Source organism: Sphingobacterium nematocida, assembly GCF_900168125.1.
Lineage (GTDB): Bacteria > Bacteroidota > Bacteroidia > Sphingobacteriales > Sphingobacteriaceae > Sphingobacterium > Sphingobacterium nematocida.
Window position 1 is genome coordinate 85598 of the sequence record NZ_FUZF01000010.1, and the last position, 17752, is coordinate 103349.

The 17752-nt window shown below is 39.1% G+C and carries 20 protein-coding genes; 11 read left to right on the plus strand and 9 right to left on the minus strand.

Annotated features, from left to right (window positions below):
• The first annotated feature begins 13 nt into the window (after positions 1–13).
• The 8 genes from B5X76_RS11910 to B5X76_RS11945 all read left to right on the plus strand — a co-directional run bounded on the left by B5X76_RS11910 (position 14) and on the right by B5X76_RS11945 (position 5586).
• Positions 14–1057 (plus strand): COX15/CtaA family protein, encoded by a 1044-nt coding sequence (locus B5X76_RS11910; RefSeq protein ID WP_079643336.1) that lies wholly within the window; start codon positions 14–16, stop codon positions 1055–1057.
• Between the two features lie 56 nt (positions 1058–1113).
• Entirely contained in the window at positions 1114–2022 is a 909-nt protein-coding gene (cyoE, locus tag B5X76_RS11915) for a heme o synthase (RefSeq protein WP_079643337.1), read from the plus strand.
• 2 nt (positions 2023–2024) lie between these two features.
• Positions 2025–2609, plus strand: coding sequence for a cytochrome c oxidase subunit 3 (locus tag B5X76_RS11920; protein ID WP_079643338.1), 585 nt, complete (start codon positions 2025–2027; stop codon positions 2607–2609).
• Between the two features lie 9 nt (positions 2610–2618).
• Positions 2619–3356 carry a cytochrome c oxidase subunit 3 gene (locus B5X76_RS11925; protein WP_079643339.1) on the plus strand — a complete coding sequence of 246 codons (738 nt, stop codon included), beginning with the start codon at positions 2619–2621 and terminating at the stop codon, positions 3354–3356.
• 28 nt (positions 3357–3384) lie between these two features.
• Complete coding sequence (locus B5X76_RS11930) at positions 3385–3762, plus strand: cytochrome C oxidase subunit IV family protein (protein WP_079643340.1); 378 nt, start codon at positions 3385–3387, stop codon at positions 3760–3762.
• A 2-nt stretch (positions 3763–3764) separates the two neighbouring features.
• Positions 3765–4484, plus strand: coding sequence for an SCO family protein (locus tag B5X76_RS11935; RefSeq protein ID WP_079643341.1), 720 nt, complete (start codon positions 3765–3767; stop codon positions 4482–4484).
• Between the two features lie 2 nt (positions 4485–4486).
• Positions 4487–5029, plus strand: coding sequence for a DUF420 domain-containing protein (locus tag B5X76_RS11940; RefSeq protein ID WP_079643342.1), 543 nt, complete (start codon positions 4487–4489; stop codon positions 5027–5029).
• A gap of 101 nt (positions 5030–5130) precedes the next feature.
• Complete coding sequence (locus B5X76_RS11945; RefSeq protein ID WP_079643343.1) at positions 5131–5586, plus strand: ABC transporter ATPase; 456 nt, start codon at positions 5131–5133, stop codon at positions 5584–5586.
• 40 nt (positions 5587–5626) lie between these two features.
• Here the strand turns inward: B5X76_RS11945 and pckA are convergent, their stop codons facing one another.
• The 3 genes from pckA to B5X76_RS11960 all read right to left on the minus strand — a co-directional run bounded on the left by pckA (position 5627) and on the right by B5X76_RS11960 (position 8787).
• Positions 5627–7240 carry a phosphoenolpyruvate carboxykinase (ATP) gene (pckA, locus tag B5X76_RS11950; protein ID WP_079643407.1) on the minus strand — a complete coding sequence of 538 codons (1614 nt, stop codon included), beginning with the start codon at positions 7238–7240 and terminating at the stop codon, positions 5627–5629.
• Positions 7241–7480: 240 nt separating this feature from the next.
• Entirely contained in the window at positions 7481–7882 is a 402-nt protein-coding gene (locus B5X76_RS11955; protein ID WP_079643344.1) for a DoxX family protein, read from the minus strand.
• Positions 7879–8787 (minus strand): S66 peptidase family protein, encoded by a 909-nt coding sequence (locus B5X76_RS11960; RefSeq protein ID WP_079643345.1) that lies wholly within the window; start codon positions 8785–8787, stop codon positions 7879–7881. Before B5X76_RS11960 ends, B5X76_RS11955 begins: the two co-directional genes overlap by 4 nt.
• A gap of 167 nt (positions 8788–8954) precedes the next feature.
• On the opposite strand from B5X76_RS11960, the gene metG reads away from it, so the two are divergent.
• The gene (gene metG / locus B5X76_RS11965) at positions 8955–11024 is read left to right on the plus strand and encodes a methionine--tRNA ligase (RefSeq protein ID WP_079643346.1); all 2070 of its coding nucleotides are present in this window, start codon (positions 8955–8957) and stop codon (positions 11022–11024) included.
• 29 nt (positions 11025–11053) lie between these two features.
• Here metG and brnQ read toward each other — a convergent pair whose 3' ends face one another.
• The 5 genes from brnQ to B5X76_RS11990 all read right to left on the minus strand — a co-directional run bounded on the left by brnQ (position 11054) and on the right by B5X76_RS11990 (position 15158).
• The gene (gene brnQ, locus B5X76_RS11970; protein WP_079643347.1) at positions 11054–12358 is read right to left on the minus strand and encodes a branched-chain amino acid transport system II carrier protein; all 1305 of its coding nucleotides are present in this window, start codon (positions 12356–12358) and stop codon (positions 11054–11056) included.
• A gap of 5 nt (positions 12359–12363) precedes the next feature.
• The gene (gene folP / locus B5X76_RS11975; protein WP_079643348.1) at positions 12364–13206 is read right to left on the minus strand and encodes a dihydropteroate synthase; all 843 of its coding nucleotides are present in this window, start codon (positions 13204–13206) and stop codon (positions 12364–12366) included.
• A 74-nt stretch (positions 13207–13280) separates the two neighbouring features.
• The gene (locus tag B5X76_RS11980) at positions 13281–13682 is read right to left on the minus strand and encodes a DUF4920 domain-containing protein (RefSeq protein ID WP_079643349.1); all 402 of its coding nucleotides are present in this window, start codon (positions 13680–13682) and stop codon (positions 13281–13283) included.
• Positions 13683–13757: 75 nt separating this feature from the next.
• Positions 13758–14339, minus strand: a complete 582-nt coding sequence (locus B5X76_RS11985; protein ID WP_079643350.1) for an L-threonylcarbamoyladenylate synthase — start codon at positions 14337–14339, stop codon at positions 13758–13760.
• Positions 14340–14342: 3 nt separating this feature from the next.
• Positions 14343–15158 (minus strand): 2,3,4,5-tetrahydropyridine-2,6-dicarboxylate N-succinyltransferase, encoded by an 816-nt coding sequence (locus B5X76_RS11990; RefSeq protein ID WP_079643351.1) that lies wholly within the window; start codon positions 15156–15158, stop codon positions 14343–14345.
• Positions 15159–15385: 227 nt separating this feature from the next.
• Between B5X76_RS11990 and B5X76_RS11995 the strand changes: the two genes are divergently transcribed.
• On the plus strand, positions 15386–15799 hold the full coding sequence (locus tag B5X76_RS11995; RefSeq protein ID WP_079643352.1) for an RNA-binding S4 domain-containing protein: 414 nt from the start codon (positions 15386–15388) through the stop codon (positions 15797–15799).
• Positions 15800–15836: 37 nt separating this feature from the next.
• Here the strand turns inward: B5X76_RS11995 and B5X76_RS12000 are convergent, their stop codons facing one another.
• The gene (locus B5X76_RS12000) at positions 15837–17123 is read right to left on the minus strand and encodes a citrate synthase (protein ID WP_079643408.1); all 1287 of its coding nucleotides are present in this window, start codon (positions 17121–17123) and stop codon (positions 15837–15839) included.
• Positions 17124–17379: 256 nt separating this feature from the next.
• Between B5X76_RS12000 and B5X76_RS12005 the strand changes: the two genes are divergently transcribed.
• Positions 17380–17748: a BlaI/MecI/CopY family transcriptional regulator gene (locus B5X76_RS12005; RefSeq protein ID WP_245801030.1), complete on the plus strand. Its 369-nt coding sequence runs from the start codon at positions 17380–17382 to the stop codon at positions 17746–17748.
• Positions 17749–17752 lie beyond the last annotated feature (4 nt).

The following is a 17752-nucleotide window of genomic DNA, read 5'->3' on the forward strand; positions in this document are numbered from 1 at the left end:
AAAGTGTAGCTACATGTATCCAGCTGGAGAGAAGCGATTTGTTAAAGTTAATAGATTCACGATATTTATTTTATTTGTCGTTATCGCAGCTGGTGGAATAGTAAGAAGTACGGGGTCGGGGATGGGATGTCCGGATTGGCCAAAGTGTTTTAACCGAATTATCCCGCCTACAGATGTTTCTCAATTGCCGGAGGGTTATGAAGAACACTACATCGAAGGACGTGCTAAGAAGAATATGCGTTTTGCTAAACTCGTCGAAGCTTTTGGTTTTAAAGAGTTAGCAGATAATATCAGGCACGACGAGTCCATCTTGAAGCATGAGGAGTTTAATGCGATAAAGACTTGGACAGAGTATTTGAATCGATTGGCGGGGGTGATTGCTGGGTTTGCGCTTCTTTTTTCTGCTGTTTACGCTTTTACATATATCAAGTCCAAGCCTTCTATTTTTGTTTGGAGCGTTCTTAATCTTTTTGCAGTAGTATTACAGGCTTGGTTAGGCTCGATAGTTGTTTCTACGAATTTAATGCCATGGATTATCACAGTACATATGTTGCTTGCGCTTATTATCGTTGCAATCAGTATATATACCTTTTACATAGCTACAACTTTTAGGAATAAAACTATTTTGATCACCTATCCTTCCTCTGGACTTAAGGCTTTGGCTATATTTTCTTTAGTCATTACTTTGGTACAGGTGGTATACGGAACTGAAGTTCGTGAGACGATCGATCATTTGAATTACTTGGGTAAGGAAAGGTCATCTTGGATCGATTCTATTGGTGGCGCGTATGATGTGCATCGAATTTTGGCCTATGTGACACTGGGTATTACTGTTCTGTTTTTCTTTTTGGTGAAAAATAGATTTAGTAAGCTTTCTATACAAAGTCGATATGCTTGGATTGTTTTGATTCTCGTATTGATTCAGATGGCGTCGGGTATTATTTTGGCACGTTTTGCTGTACCTGCTTTTGCACAGACTACGCACTTGGTAATAGCTAGTTTGTTTTTTGGAGCACAATATTATTTGATGCTTTTGATGACTAAGGTAAAAAGATGATGAAAGTCTTTTCTGTTAGATTATCATATTTAGCGTACTGGGAGGTGAAGAATTAAATGAGAACTTTTATTTCTGATTTTAACAAATTAGTCAAATTAAGATTAACGTTAACTGTTGTTTTTTCAGCATCTATTTCTTTTTTGATTGGAGCGAAACAACAGGGTGAAGTAATGTGGTTCAATTGGTTGATGTTAACTATTGGTGGTTTCTTGGTTACAGGTGCTGCTAATGGATTTAACGAAATCATTGAAAAGGATATTGATAAGCTCATGAAACGCACAATGGATAGACCATTGCCTTCAGGTAGGATGACTACAGGTCAGGCATTGGTATTGAGTGTGTTTATGGGAATATTGGGTACGATGGTTTTAGTCCAGTTGAATTTTATAGCTGGTTTACTGTCTGTTTTTTCAATATTCTTATATGCTTTCGTTTATACACCATTGAAGCAAAAATCTCCAATAGCGGTTTTTGTTGGGGCTATACCAGGAGCACTTCCTCCGTTAATCGGGTACTATGCCGCTTTTAAGTCCGCAGGGTTTGGTTTAGCTTATGCATCGGTTAGCGAGGCAGCAGTTGTGATAACACCCTTGGTCTTGTTCGCTATTCAGTTTGTATGGCAATATCCGCATTTTTGGGCAATTGCGTGGGTAGCAGACGAGGATTACAAGAATGCGGGAATCCGGTTATTACCGACGACAAAAAAGGATTCAGTTTCAGCAGCGATGATCATGATTTCTGCTTTGTTAATGATACCTGTTGGTTTTTTACCGATGCATTACGGATTTGGAGGATGGGTCTTTACGGTGGTTTCCTTGATCGGAGGATTGGCATTTACTTGGTACGGTTATCAGCATTATATGTTGCGTACCGATGCTTCAGCAAAGAAGGTGATGTACGTTTCTTTTTTGTATTTGCCGCTGACACAACTGGTGCTTTTATTTGATTTTATTCCTTTTAATTAAAGATGGGAAATATTGCAATGAACTTAGAAGACTTAGAACAATCGAGAAAAGCTAAGAAGTTTAACCTTTGGTTAGGCATTATTGGCATGTTTATGATGTTCGCAGCCCTTTCTAGTGGATTTATAGTTTATACCGCTAGTGGAGTAGATAAAGGGATTAAAACTATTTTACCACAGGCTTTTATTTATAGTACATTAACAATTATCGTTAGTAGTATAACCTTGCATTTGGCGTATGGTGCTGCGAAAGTTGGAAATATCGGTAGACAGAAATTGTTGTTAGTTACAACTGTTGTTCTCGGTATCGTATTTTTTGTATTGCAGGTGGAAGCGTGGACGGTGTTGACATCGAAGGGTGTGTACTTTATTAATAATAATGCATCACAATCTTTCATTTACATCTTTACCGGATTACACCTTTTACACATTGTCGTTGGAATTATTGTCCTACTTCGTGCCTTAATAGGTACGATGCGAGGTATTCCTCAAGGTGATAATGTGTTTCGGATGGATCTAGCTACTGTTTTTTGGCATTTTCTAGATCTTTTATGGATTTATATATATGTTTTCTTACTTTTGAATCAATAATAGTAAACAATGAGTACAACTGTATCGCAATTGGATAAGGTTAAAGACGGACCATGGAACGGTGGTAAGTCACCTTGGAGCTTAGAGTATGGAAAGATCATGATGTGGTTTTTCTTGGTGTCGGATGCCTTTACATTTTCAGCATTCCTAATTTATTATGGTGCTCAGAAATTCGCGCAGCCTACTTGGATTGATGCCGACAAGGTGTTTCAATCTATCCCAGGAATAGCTGATTCAGGTCAACCGTTGGTTTTTGTCGGTATCATGACTTTTATCTTGATCATGTCATCTGTCACTATGGTTTTGGCTGTTGAGGCGGGGCATCGAAATTCTAAGCAAGAGGTCGTGAAATGGATGTTATGGACGATTTTGGGAGGTTTGATGTTCGTTGGCTGTCAAGCTTTAGAATGGTCTCACTTGCACCACCAAGGATTTTGGTTCGGAAGTAACCCAGCTACTGGTATGACGGATCCTGCACTAATAGCAGAAACATTAAGACCTTACTTTACGAATGATATTTCCTACACAGCAGCATTGCAGTTTGCGAACTTGTTCTTTACTATTACTGGTTTTCACGGATTTCACGTATCAATTGGTATTCTACTAAATATAATCATACTTTGTATGACACTAAATAATACCTTTGAAAAAAGAGGATCTTATTTAATGGTTGAAAAAGTAGGTCTCTACTGGCACTTTGTGGATTTGGTGTGGGTATTCGTATTTACATTCTTCTACTTAATCTAATTTTTAACTAAGAAATTTATCTAAAGAAATGGCACACAACGAACATATAGCTGGACACGATGCGCATGCGCACGGTGAAGGCATGGATAAGAAGCGTATTTGGTCTGTATTTTTTGTATTATTAGCGCTTACATGTTTAGAGTTCTTAATCGCGTTAGGGTTTGTTCACCATTGGCAGATCTTACAAAAAGGAGCTTTAGTTAATACAATTTATATTGTCTTGACACTTATAAAGGCATATTATATCGTAGCATTCTTTATGCACTTGAAGTTTGAGAAGTCAGGTTTTATTGTGACTTGTTCTATCGTATTTCTTTTCATTATTTATTTTATCATCCTACTTTTAGTTGAGGGAGATTACCTATTGCACCATTTACAAGAGCACGCTGTGTTTCCAAATAAGTAGTAATGCAAAATAAATCGAGAAGAAAGAATATTTCGACTTTCATAATCCTGGCTATAGTACTACTAGTGCCAGGATTTTTGTATGTAGCGCTTAATAAAATGGGTTCTAATACCTATGTAAAATTGCCTGTGTATGGTGAAAAGCATTTATCGGGTAAGATGAATCGTAAGATGGGAAGAGAAATCCCGGATACAATCTTTCATCAAATTAAGCCTATTTCTCTGTTGGACGTTAAGGGGGATTCAGTTCCTTTTTTAGCGGCTGATTCCTCAATAGCTGTCGTCCATACATTCTATGGGTCGGATAAAGGGTTGTCTGTAGCGATGTTACAGAACTTGCGTAGTGTTGCTGAACGCTTTAAAAATAATCATAAGGTAAAGTTTTATTCGATATCTATTGATTCTGCGGACAGTTCTGTAGATTTGGAAAAGACGGTGACTAAATTTAGATCGGGTCTTGAAGCCAATTGGTACGTGTTAAAAGGTGGAGCAGATATTTTGGCTTTTGTACGAGAGCAGTTATTAAGTGACGCGCTGCAGGATCCGAACGACGAACGGAAGTTTATCATTAGTAGTCAGTATATATTAATAGATGCTCACCGTAGAATACGTGGGTTTTACGATATTAATTTGAAAACGAATATCGAGCGTTTGGAAGATGAAATAAAGGTACAATTGGTGGAAGAGGCTCGTGACAATCCTCCTAAAATAGAGAAGAAGTAATTATGGCAATGACGGAAGAAGAGAAAAAATATAAAGGTTGGATTTGGACATTATCCATAGTTATTCCTCTGGCGGTAGCGGCTTTATTTGGTGTGAATTTACCCAAGTTGGGTTATGATGTAGAACCATTATCGTTTTTACCTCCTATATACGCTACTATTAACGGACTGACAGCTGTATTGTTGGTTTGGGCGGTATCGGCTGTAAAGCGACGTCAGTTAAAACTACATGAGAATTTGATAAAAATCTGTATGCTATGTTCGTCTTTATTCTTATTGATGTACGTAGCTTATCATATGACCTCGGTATCGACTTCGTACGGTGGAGAAGGTGCTATCCGATATGTATACTTTTTTATCTTAATTACACATATTGTTCTTTCTGTCGTGATAATTCCGTTCGTGTTGTTCACGTTCGTACGAGGAATAGCTGGTGCATACGAACGACACAAGCGGTTGGCGCGTATTACTTATCCAATGTGGTTGTACGTGGCGGTAACAGGTGTGGTGGTGTATCTTATGATATCCCCATATTATGCGCATTAAAAAGTGACGGAGGTGAAAGTGACGAAGGTGACGGTGGTTATATAGGTTCAACAGGAGTAGAATAGCATAAGTTTAAATACGAGGTACTAAATACGAACAAGATGAATAGAGTTTGGATATATCAGGCGGATAGGTTGCTTTCCGATGAGCAGGTGCAAATTGTAGAAGTGGCGCTTGCTGATTTCGTTTCATCATGGACTGCGCATGGTTCTGCGTTAGCAGGGAAGGGAATCGTGAAGGATAATCTTTTTGTGATTTTAGAAGTTGACGAGGAACAGGCTGGAGTTACCGGCTGTTCAATCGATAAATCTGTCCATTTTTTGAAAGGATTGGGAGAGCGACTAGACGTTGATTTTTTTGATCGTATGAAAGTCTCCTTTATTGATGACAGGGGAATTGTTAACCTCGTCGGTAGAGGTGAGTTTGAATCTCTTGTTAAAATTGGGACTGTAAACGCAGAAACGCTGGTCTTTAATAATCTAGTACAGAATTCAACAGATTTTGAGTCGAAATGGATCATCCCTTTTCGGGATAGTTGGCATAGTAAAGTCTTTTAACAAAAAAAGCGCCCCTTGGGGCGCTTTTTTTGTTAAAAGATTATAAAGATGTTCTTGGCGATGCGGATCGTATTTCGGCACTAGCCTCATCTTCGTATTGTTTGAAATTGTTAACGAAAAGCTGAGCAAGCGCTAGGGCCTGCTTATCGTAAGCATCCGTATCTGTCCATGTTGTTCTTGGGTTCAATACTTCTGCCGGAACACCTGGGCATGACTGTGGTTTTAGTAAACCAAAAACTACATGTGGTACATATTCAACGTCATTCAGATCGCCGCGCATTGCCGCGTTAATCATCGCACGTGTATATTTAAGATTCATACGTTTACCTACGCCATATTTTCCACCGGTCCATCCGGTATTTATAAGCCATACATTGACATCTGGATTTTTTTCTAGTTTCTCACCTAAAAGCTCTGCATATTTTGTAGGATGAAGAGGCAAAAATACACGACCGAAACAAGCAGAGAATGTTGTTTGTGGTTCGGTAATACCCACTTCAGTGCCGGCTACTTTTGCAGTATATCCAGATATAAAGTGATACATAGCCTGCGCTTTAGTTAACTTCGATATTGGAGGAAGGATACCAAAGGCATCGCATGTCAAAAAGAATATATTTTTTGGTTTTCCGCCTAAAGAAGGTTCTTTCGCATTTGGAATATAATCAATAGGGTAAGCTGCGCGCGTATTTTCCGTGATACTTGCATCAGCGAAGTCTACGATATTACTGTCTTTGAAAAAGGAAATATTTTCTAGCAATGCACCGGGTTTAATTGCAGCATAAATCTCTGGTTCTTTTTCAGCACTTAAATCGATACATTTTGCATAGCATCCGCCTTCAAAATTGAAAACAGAGCCCTCTGCCCAACCATGTTCGTCATCACCAATAAGTGATCTATTTGCATCTGCTGATAGCGTCGTTTTACCTGTACCACTAAGTCCAAAAAATAACGACACATCACCATCCTTTCCTTCATTGGCCGAACAGTGCATCGGTAATACGTTGTATTGGTGCGGAAGTATAAAATTGAGTACGGAGAAAATTCCTTTTTTCATTTCTCCTGTGTAAGCAGTACCACCTATTAAAATGACTTTTTCGGTAAAGTTTACAATCGTAAAGTTTGCTGATCTTGTGCCATCTACAGCTGGATCTGCCTCAAATTCTGGAATTTGTAGAATAACCCATTCCTTTTCAAAAGTTGTTAGTTCCTCTTCTGTAGGTCTGATGAAAAGATTGTTACAGAATAGATTGGCCCAAGGCATTGTATTTACCACTGTTACATTCAATCTATATGTAGGATCTGCTCCAGCATAGCTATGTCTAATCCACACCTCTCTTCCCGCTAGAAAAGAACGCATCTTTTGATATAGATTATCAAAGATGTCTTTTGAAATTGCGATATTAATGTCGCCCCAGTCCACACTGTTTTCGGTAAGGCTGTCCTTTACAACAAATTTGTCCTTAGGTGATCTTCCAGTAAATTTACCGGTATTCACACAAAGTGCTCCTTTGTCATTTAATGTGCCTTGTCCTAGCTCTAGGGTTTGAGCAGTAAGCTTTTCGTTGCTTAAGTTCCAGTGTATTGTTCCTGCATTTAACCCAATTGAATTCAAATCGAATGAAGAACTCTTTGTCCCAAATTCACGTAGCTCCATTATTACCATAATTTTGTTTTACGAAGCTAAGGTAGGCACAATAGCAAAATGAAAATAAACAAAGTTTATTTTTGTGAAAAATGCTTCTAATGACGGATATCTATCGTTTATTTTATCGATTTTTCAATAAATCTTATTTATTTAATGATGAATAAACCTAACTTTTGAAATTATTTAAATTCAGAAGTATCCATTACAATGAATAGAGTGGCTGATTTGGGCAAAATATGTTAATTGTTGTTACCTTTTGTCTACACTATATTTTCCCGGCCCTGTCAGGAATAGAGCGATGAATACCGCCATGAGTTCGATAGCATGCGAGGCTACATTAAATCCATCACCTGCAGTTAAATGTGAAATCGTGGCAATTAACATGGTAAAAGCTAATAAGATGCTATTGGGCCTAGTCCACAATCCGAGGACAATGAATAAAGCGCATAAACTTTCAACAATTGAAGCGGAGAACCCCCAAACACTAGGAAGGAAGTCTATACCTAAATTGCCCATAGATAGTCCAATCTTTTTCCATTTTTCTGGACCGCCCATCAATTTTGGTAGTCCATGAAATATTAACATAGTGAGACCTATTGTGACTCGCAATATCAAGAGGGCAATATCTTTTTTTGTGTTGACTGTGCTCATTTTCTATTTGGATAGGTAATTGATGTTTTTTCTGTTGTTACTGTTAGCTCTATTTCCTCGCCGAAAACTAGTGCTCTATTGTCGTCGATATGTCCTGCGGGACAGTTGAATGCTACTGGGTAATCAAATTCTCGAACTTTATCTATAATAATTTCTTCGATAGTCTGCCCGAACGAAGGATCGGAATCCTTGAGCGAGGTGAAGCCTCCGATGATAAGTCCTTTCAGTTTGTCTAGTTTCTTCGCCCGTTTTAATGTCCATAGCATTCGATCGATATTGTAATAGGATTCGCCTACGTCCTCCAGAAATAGAATTTTATCTTCGTAATCGACATCCGACGCCGATGCTAATATGCTTTGTAAAATAGCCAGGTTACCCCCGGTTAATATTCCTCGACTGTGACCGGGACGATTGTTCGGACTTGGTGTGCTGTAGTGGAGGTCGGTATTTTTACCAAAGAGTGTTTTTTTTAAGGTTTGCAACGACTCGGGACTTGCGTCTAAGAAAGATTTAACCATCTGTCCGTGAATTGTTGGTATCTGAAATTGCCGTTGAATATGACTATGAATAACGGTGATGTCGCTAAAACCCACAAGCCACTTTGGCTGTTTTTTAAACTTTGAAAAGTCTAATGTATCAATCAAGCGGACTGATCCGTATCCACCTCTTCCCGCAATGATGGCTTTGATATCTGGATTATCCAATGCCTGTTGTAAATCGTGCGCCCGTAGTTTGTCTTCGCCGGCAAACTGGTTGAATTGAGCTTCGGTAGACGGGGCTATCTCAAGTTCGAGTCCCCAATCGAGGAGTATATTGTACGCTGGTGTTAAATCTCCGGAGATATAACTCGCTGGACACAATATTGCTATTTTATCCCCTTTTTTTAGGTATGCTGGAGTATTCATCTTTGTTTTCAAAAGCTTTTAGAGTTGCGTTTAGTCCTAAAAATAAAAGATAAGTATTTTTATGGGATAAATCTAAACGGGCTCTTATTTATTAAGCGCAAATTGAGTTATCTTTGTAAACAATGTTACCATTTAATTTTTAGTATTACCATTAAAAGTACAATATCTTGAGCAATTTATCTAAAAAACGTTATACCATCACCTCAGCATTACCGTATGCCAATGGGCCCTTGCACATAGGACATTTGGCTGGTGCGTATATTCCTGGGGATATTTTTGTGCGCTTCTTACGATTGAATAATAAGGATGTCGTTTACGTCTGCGGTTCGGATGAGCATGGAGCCGCGATCACCATAAAAGCAAAAAAGGAGGGCGTTACTCCTCGTGAAATTATTGATAAGTATAATCAACAGATTAAACAGTCTTTTGAAGATTTCGGGATTGCTTTTGATATTTATCACCGCACTTCAGAACCCATTCATCATGAGCTTTCGCAAGAGTTTTTCCTAAACCTTTATGAAAAAGGGGAATTTATCGAGAAGTTTTCGGAGCAATATTATGATGAAGAATTTCATCAGTTTTTGGCGGATCGCTATATTACGGGTACTTGTCCGCATTGCCAAAATGAAGGGGCTTATGGAGACCAATGTGAGAAGTGTGGAACGTCGTTAAGTCCTACCGATTTAATTAATCCAAAATCGACCCTGAGTGGAAAGACACCGATTTTAAAGGAAACGAAGCATTGGTATTTACCATTGGACAAATACCAACCCTGGTTGGAAAAATGGTTAATTGAAGGCAAGAAGGATGTGTTAAAGTCCAACGTGTTCGGTCAATGTCAGTCTTGGTTGAAATCAGGATTGCAACCTCGGTCTATGACACGTGACTTAGATTGGGGGGTCGATGTACCTTTGGAAGAAGCTGTCGGAAAAAAACTGTATGTATGGTTGGATGCTCCAATCGGCTATATCTCAGCTACAAAGCAATGGGCTATAGATAATGGTAAAAATTGGGAAAGTTATTGGAAAAAACAATCAAACCCGGAGGATGACGCGACATTAATTCACTTCATAGGTAAGGATAACATCGTATTCCACTGTATTATTTTTCCGGCTATATTGCATGCACATGGAGAGTACATTTTGCCCGATAATATACCTGCCAACGAATTTTTAAATTTAGAAGGTGACAAGTTATCGACATCTCGTAATCATGCCGTATGGTTGCACGAATACTTAGAAGAATTTCCGGGTAAACAGGATGAATTACGTTATGTACTGACGTCTATATTACCGGAGACTTCGGATAGCGAATTTACGTGGAAGGATTTTCAAGCACGTGTGAATAATGAGCTTGTTGCCATTTTAGGCAATTTTGTAAATCGGGTTATGGTGTTGTCGCACAAATACTTTGAAGGGAAAGTGTTGAAAGGAAGTGCATATAATGCAGTGGATAATACAGTCTTTGATGAGCTATCGAAATTTCCAACGTTGATTGAGCAGTCTTTGTCAAGCTATAGATTTAGAGAGGCATTGAGTCATTTTATGAACGCAGCTCGTTTAGGGAATAAGTATTTGGCGGATGAAGAGCCTTGGAAAGTTATCAAGACGGACGAAGAGCGCGTGAAAACAGTGCTTAATGTGGCTACGCAGATAGTTGCTAATTTAGCAATCTTGGCGCAACCTTTCCTACCGAAGACCGCTGACCGACTTTTTGAGATGCTACAGATTTCTGTGCGCGAGTGGGATAAAGCGGGTACTTCAGATCTTATTGATGAAGATCATAGCCTGGGTGAAGTACAATTATTATTTGATAAAATAACGGATGAGCAGGTGGAATTCCAATTGGAGAAATTGGCCGCCGCGAAAGTAAATAATGCGAAGGCAGCTGTCAGTGTGGCTCCTGCAAAGGCGAATATAAATTTCGATGATTTTATGAAATTGGATATTCGTGTGGGAACGATACTGGAGGCGGAGAAAATTGCAAAGACAAAGAAATTATTGAAACTCAAGATAGACACAGGGATCGATCAACGTACCGTTGTATCGGGAATAGCTGAGTTTTTTGATCCTGAAGATATTGTTGGTAAACAGGTTTCTATTTTGGTAAACCTTGAGCCTCGTGAAATTAAGGGGATTCAGTCGCAAGGTATGATATTGATGGCGGAAGATGCGGACGGAAGATTAGACTTTGTTAACCCTCAAACATCTATTACGGCAGGGAGTGTGGTTCGTTAAGTCGAATTATACGATGTTGTTGATCAGCCCTAGTTTCCGCTAGGGCTGATTTTTTTGTATCGCAAACTGATTATATAACCTATTCCAAATCCTATAGCGGAAGGAAGTGCCCAGCCCAGATCGATTTCGAATAAAGGGATTTTATTCCAGATTGACAGTATAGGGGCTGACCATAGCCCAAGTACTTTGATCAGACTTAATACGGCTATTGCTGTGGATGCGATTAAAGCGCCGACATAAGGGAGCTTGGACTTCACGTGTCTGCCGAAAACTACAATGTATAATACTAATGTAATCACGATAGGATATACAAATGCCAGGGGCGGATATGCAAACTGAATGATATTGTCTACACCGGTAATAGATAAAGCGGCAGATAGCAGACAGCAAGTCGTGACCAAGGTCTTATAGCCTAGTCTGCCGTTTGTTAGCTGGTTGAAGAATGTACCTACAGCAGACGTCAAAGCGATAGCTGTGGTGAGACAGGCGAGCGCAATGCTCAACGCTATTGCGATCATCCCGGAATCTCCTAGATTATTCTTTGCGATATGTATGAGTAAAGCGGATCTGCTAATCTGTGGGTCTGCGACATTGGAGGTTGAACCCAAGTAAAGTAAACCTCCATAAATCAGGAATAAACAGATTGCAGACAGCGCTCCTGAGGCTATTACTACTTTACTTTTTTCTTCGGTTTTTTGGTATCCTTTGGCGTGGGCCGCAGCGATAATGATACCTGCGAATATGACGGAAGCGAGTACATCCAGTGTTTGGTACCCCTCGGTAAAACCTAAAGCAAAGGCTTCTGATGAAGATATCTCTGTTTGAGAATATGCTCCAAGGGGATTGCTGATGCCTACAATGATCAATGACAACAGCAGTACCAACAAAGCAGGTGTTAGAAAATTTCCTATGATATCGACCACTCTAGATGGTACTATTGTCAGGCACCACGTGATTCCGAAAAACAATACTGCTGACCATATCGGATTAAAGTTTGGAAAGAGCGGTAGTAACCCGACTTCAAAAGTCGTTGCGGCAGTTCGCGGAATGGCAATGAGCGGTCCTATGCACAGCATGATTATGGCTCCGAGTATGGGCGCTAGCAAAGGATGTAGCCTGTTGCCCAGATCTTGGATTGAGTTTCCGGATTGGACAATAGATAATACGCCAAGAAAGGGTAGTAGTATACCTGTCAGGCCAAAAGCTAAGATGGTTATCGCGATATGATGACCTATTTGCAGTCCGATAAATGGAGGTAATAACAGGTTTCCTGCGCCAAAAAACATGGCAAAAAGAGCAAAACCAATAGTGATAATATCTTTGTTTTTTTTCAAAATAGCTAGGTGTAAAATAAAGTAACTAATTGCTTGGCCTCCAATACATCATGTACGCGGAGTATTTGTACTCCTTTTTGTAGGAGCAATGTGTTAAGTGCTGTGGTGGCAGATAGCGCTTGCTGTGGCGTTATTTCTAATTTTTTGTAAATCATTGATTTACGGGATATACCTGCTAGTATTGGAAGCTCTAAATACTGGAGTTCGGCTATGCGATGTAGTAGGTCATAATTTTGAGCTATAGTTTTTGAGAAGCCAAAACCAGGATCTAGGATAATATCTTTTACACCTAGTGATCTTAGTTTGGCTATACGTTCTCCAAAATACACTGCTATGTCTTCGACAATGTCTTCATAGTCTGTATATTGTTGCATAGTTTCGGGGGTACCCTGCATATGCATAAGAATGTATGGAACCTGTAATGAAGCTACAGTGGCAAACATGTGTTCATCTAAGCTACCTCCTGAAATATCATTAATAATGTGTGCCCCCACCTGAACGGCTTGTTGAGCAACGTCGGCGCGGAAGGTATCGATGGATAGGAGCGTATCAGGATAGTTCTTAGAAAGGAATTCGATAATAGGTAATGCACGGTCGATTTCTTCCTGCGAAGAGATAAGCGGCGCTCCAGGTCGCGATGAGTAAGCGCCTATGTCAAGAATGTTGGCACCGTGGTTTATCAGTTGTTCTGCTTTTTTTGAAGCCGCTTCTAGTGTATTGTGCTGACCCCCATCAAAAAAGGAATCTGGTGTAACATTTAGAATGCCCATGATTAAGGGGCTTTCGAACGTTATCAAAGAGCCTTTAGCATTAATACAAGAGCAGGGCGCAGTATGAAGTGTTTGCATAAGGTTAAGGAGATTCAAAAAAAAGAAGGTGCTTCTGAAAAAGCGCCTTCTTTAATGATGGATAAATAGGTGATCTACTTTATTACAAGTACACCATCAGCAATAAAGCTAATGTCTTTTTTGGGTTCTTTGATTTTTGCTTTCCCTTCAACCACAACGGTTTTGCCAATAAGGTCTTGGGGTACAAAGTAGCCATAATCTGTGAACCGAACTGTAATAGGTTCAGCTCCTTCTCGCTTTAAAGTCATATAGCAGCCTTTTGATTTGCAGACTTCTACGACCTGTGCTTCTACTTTTCCGGTATAATTACCTTTTTCCTTTAATGTCGTTTCTAAAGCTTTTACAGATATTGCATTTTTCTTTTCAATAGCTTTTCCATAGTTTACACCCGCTTTAGCAGGTTCGATCGCCTGTTGGGCAGATACTAAGGTTGTCATTGCGAATAGAAAGACAAAAATAGATGCTAACTTGTTCATATGTATAAAATTTGTTCTTTAAGTGTCATATGGAATATCCATGTAGCAATGGCTAAATGGATATTTCATATTTTCTTATTTACGTAGGAATTCGAATTTGCCACTGGGATCTAGCTTCATGATAATTGAGGGCTTACCAGGGGTATTGTCGTATTGTCCAAATTTAACGATATAATCTACATTTTCCTTGATCAAGTCATCAATTTGGTCAAAAGTGGTTGCAGAAGGTTGGCCACTGATATTTGCAGATGTTGAAATAATAGGCTTTTTGAAACGTTGTAAAAGTTGTTGACAGAAGGGGTGATCTACAATACGAATTCCTATCGTACCATCTTGTGCAATGGCATTTGGAGCAAGGTTTTTTGCCCCTGAATAAATGATCGTAAGCGGCCTATCGAAGGTGTCAATTAGTTCGTAAGCTACTTCTGGAATTTCGCGCACATAACTTGCCAATTGGTTTTCGTTGTGTAAGAGAACCAACATGCTTTTGCTTAAATCTCTGCCTTTTAAAGCAAATACTTTTTCAACTGCATCTGGATTGGTCGCATCACAGCCTATACCCCAGATCGTGTCTGTGGGATACAAAATCAGCCCTCCATTTTTTAACGTTTCAAGAGCTTGATTGATGTCTTCTTTGTCCACAAAAGGTCTGTTCATATTTTAAACAGCTACGTTGTGATCGCGTAATGCATCGTTTAGAGATGTCTTTTTGTCTGTAGACTCCTTGCGCTTACCAATGATTAATGCACAAGGGACCTGATAATCGCCTGCAGGGAATTTTTTGGTGTATGAGCCCGGGATTACCACCGAACGTGCTGGTACACGCCCTTTGTACTCGATAGGTTCAGGACCCGATACATCTATGATTTTGGTTGATGCAGTTAAGACCACATTAGCTCCTAAAACAGCTTCTGATTCTACATGAACACCTTCTACGACAATAACACGAGAACCAACGAATACGTTGTCTTCAATGATTACAGGTGCAGCTTGTACGGGTTCTAATACGCCTCCAATACCAACACCTCCGGACAAGTGAACATGTTTTCCTATCTGTGCGCAAGAACCAACAGTGGCCCAAGTGTCTACCATCGTACCTTCGCCGACATAAGCACCGATATTCACATACGAAGGCATCATGATCACACCTTTAGCTAAATATGCGCCATAGCGTGCCGATGCCCCAGGAACAACGCGAACACCTAATTCTTTGTAGTTCGTTTTTAACTTCATCTTGTCGTGATAGACGAAAGGCTTGTTTTCAATCTCTTTCATCTCACGTATAGGGAAATATAGGATAACTGCTTTTTTTATCCAGTCATTTACGTGCCAACGGTCGCCAACAGGTTCAGCGACACGTAGTTCGCCATTATCCAGCTTCATGATGACAGTTTGTATAGCTTCAAAATATTCTTTAAATTCTAAAAGGTGTCTTTCTTCCCAAGCTTCTTCGATTAGTTTTTGCAAGTTTTGCATTTTTTACGGTGTTAGTTATGACTATTTTCTAAGTTACAAACTTAGAAAAAATGCTTTGTATTCACCCAATGACAGGTGTAAATATTCGCTAGGAATGATGTGATTGAGTCTTTATTGACCGTTTTTATGATTTGGAATCTATCAATTTGCGGTACGATGTAATGTATAGATTTTACTGCTGATCGGTGGAGATTTCTTTTTTGTTAGAAAAGCGGTATTTTTGTTTCATGGCAAGTGAAAATGAAAAATTACGTATTGATAAATATTTATGGGCTATTCGTCTATTTAAGACGCGTAGTTTAGCAACGGAGGCCTGTAAGGCAGGACGTGTTAAATTGAATGGCTCAAATGTTAAAGCATCTTATATTGTCAAGGTAGGGGAGATCTATAGTATTCAGAAAGGTATCGAACGTAAGGTGATTTTGGTAACGGGGTTGTTGGAACGAAGAGGAGATGCTAAAATTGCAGCCGCTCATTATACAGATCAAACTCCTGTTGAGGATACATATGGATTTAAATCCACCTTTCATGCACCGGTTTTGAAGCGGGATCGTGGAACAGGAAGGCCAACAAAGCGGGATCGGCGCGAGATTGATGGGCTTCAAAGTAGTGAATGGTGGGAGGAAGCTGATAAGAATTAAAAAAGGCAGAAATTTTAATTTCTGCCTTTTTTAATTCTTATCGTTTGTCGAAGTCTATGTATTGACGATCGGTTTCGCCTGTATAAACTTGTCTTGGACGTCCAATAGGTTCTTTATTATCACGCATTTCTTTCCATTGTGCAATCCATCCTGGAAGACGGCCTAAGGCAAATAGAACCGTAAACATATCTGATTTAAATCCTAACGCACGATAGATAATACCTGAATAAAAGTCAACATTAGGATATAATTTTCTGTCGATAAAGTACTGATCACTTAATGCTGCTGCTTCTAATCCTTTTGCGATATCCAAAACAGGATCTTCAACACCTAATTTTTCCAATACGTCGTCACAAGCTTTTTTAATCAATTTGGCACGTGGGTCAAAGTTTTTGTAAACCCGGTGACCAAAGCCCATTAGACGGAAAGGGTCGTTTTTATCTTTTGCTTTTGCAAGGTATTTTTCTACATCACCACCATCATTTTTGATGTCCTCTAACATTTCGATCACAGCTTGGTTGGCACCACCATGAAGTGGACCCCATAAGGCATTGATACCTGCAGAAACTGATGCGTATAAGTTTGCGTTGGATGATCCAACGATGCGAACAGTAGATGTTGAACAATTTTGCTCATGGTCTGCATGAAGGATCAATAAAATACGCATAGCGTCTAATACCGCTTCATCAAATATTTTATCGCAATTTACCTCACCGAAAATCATATTCATGAAATTGTCGATGTATCCTAGATCTTTCTTTGGATATACTACAGGATGGCCTAGTGATTTCTTTTGAATCCAGGATACGATGGTTGGCATTTTGCCAAGTAAGTTGATGATCGTCTTGTATTCTTCCTCTTCGGATTGATTCGGGTTTAAGGACTCTGGATAGAAAGCTGATAGTGCGCCTACTAAACAGGATAGTTGTCCCATAGGGTGTGATTTGGATGGAAATCCAGAGAAGAACATCTTCATGTCCTCGTGTACCATCATCTGTTTTTTGATATCTGTCCTGAACTGCTCTAATACTTCTTTAGAAGGAAGATATCCAAAGATTAATAAATAAGCAACCTCTAAAAAGGTCGATTTTTCTGCTAAATCTTCAATTTTGTAACCACGGTATTTTAATATTCCTTTTTCGCCATCTAAAAAGGTAATTGCACTTTTGGCAGCGCCTGTATTTTTGAAGCCAGGATCTATGGTAATATATCCTGATTGATCTCTTAGTTTTGAAATATCAATAGCTTTTTCATTTTCAGTTCCTGTTATAACAGGAAATTCAAGCGTTTCGCCATTTAAAGTAAAGGATGCTGTTTCAGACATAATCAAATTTCTATGTGTATTCACAAAAATATAAAAATGAATGACAAAATAACCCATGCTTTAAATTTTAAATGACATCTATTGGTAAAAAATGCAAATTTTTCAGTGAGACAACTTTTGTTACATATTCATTTCGGTCATTTATTTATTTTCTATGTTAATAACGTGCAGAGAGCTATGCGATTTGGAAAAATAAAAAAACATTGTGGTTATTACGAATATTTCGTAGACTTGCGTAATAATAGTATTAAGTGATATGGAAATAGAGAAGTTAACAATTCAGGAAGAACAGGCTATGTTGTCGGTGTGGCAACTGGAGGGGGGCTTTATTAAAGAGATATTGGACAATATGAAGGGAGAGCCTGTCCCGTATACGACCTTGGCGTCAACAATAAAGAATCTGGAAAAAAAGGGGTATGTAAAACCTGTGCGTTATGCAAATGCGAAGCGGTATGAGCCAGTGATCTCAGAGGAAGAATATAAGGGTAAGTATATGAGTTCTTTTGTTGGAGACTATTTCCGTAACTCGTATAAGGAAATGGTGTCTTTCTTTGTCAAGGAAGAAAAGTTGTCGGAAGGGGAACTTAAAGAGATTATGGATATGATTAAAAACGGCAAATCTTAGTGCT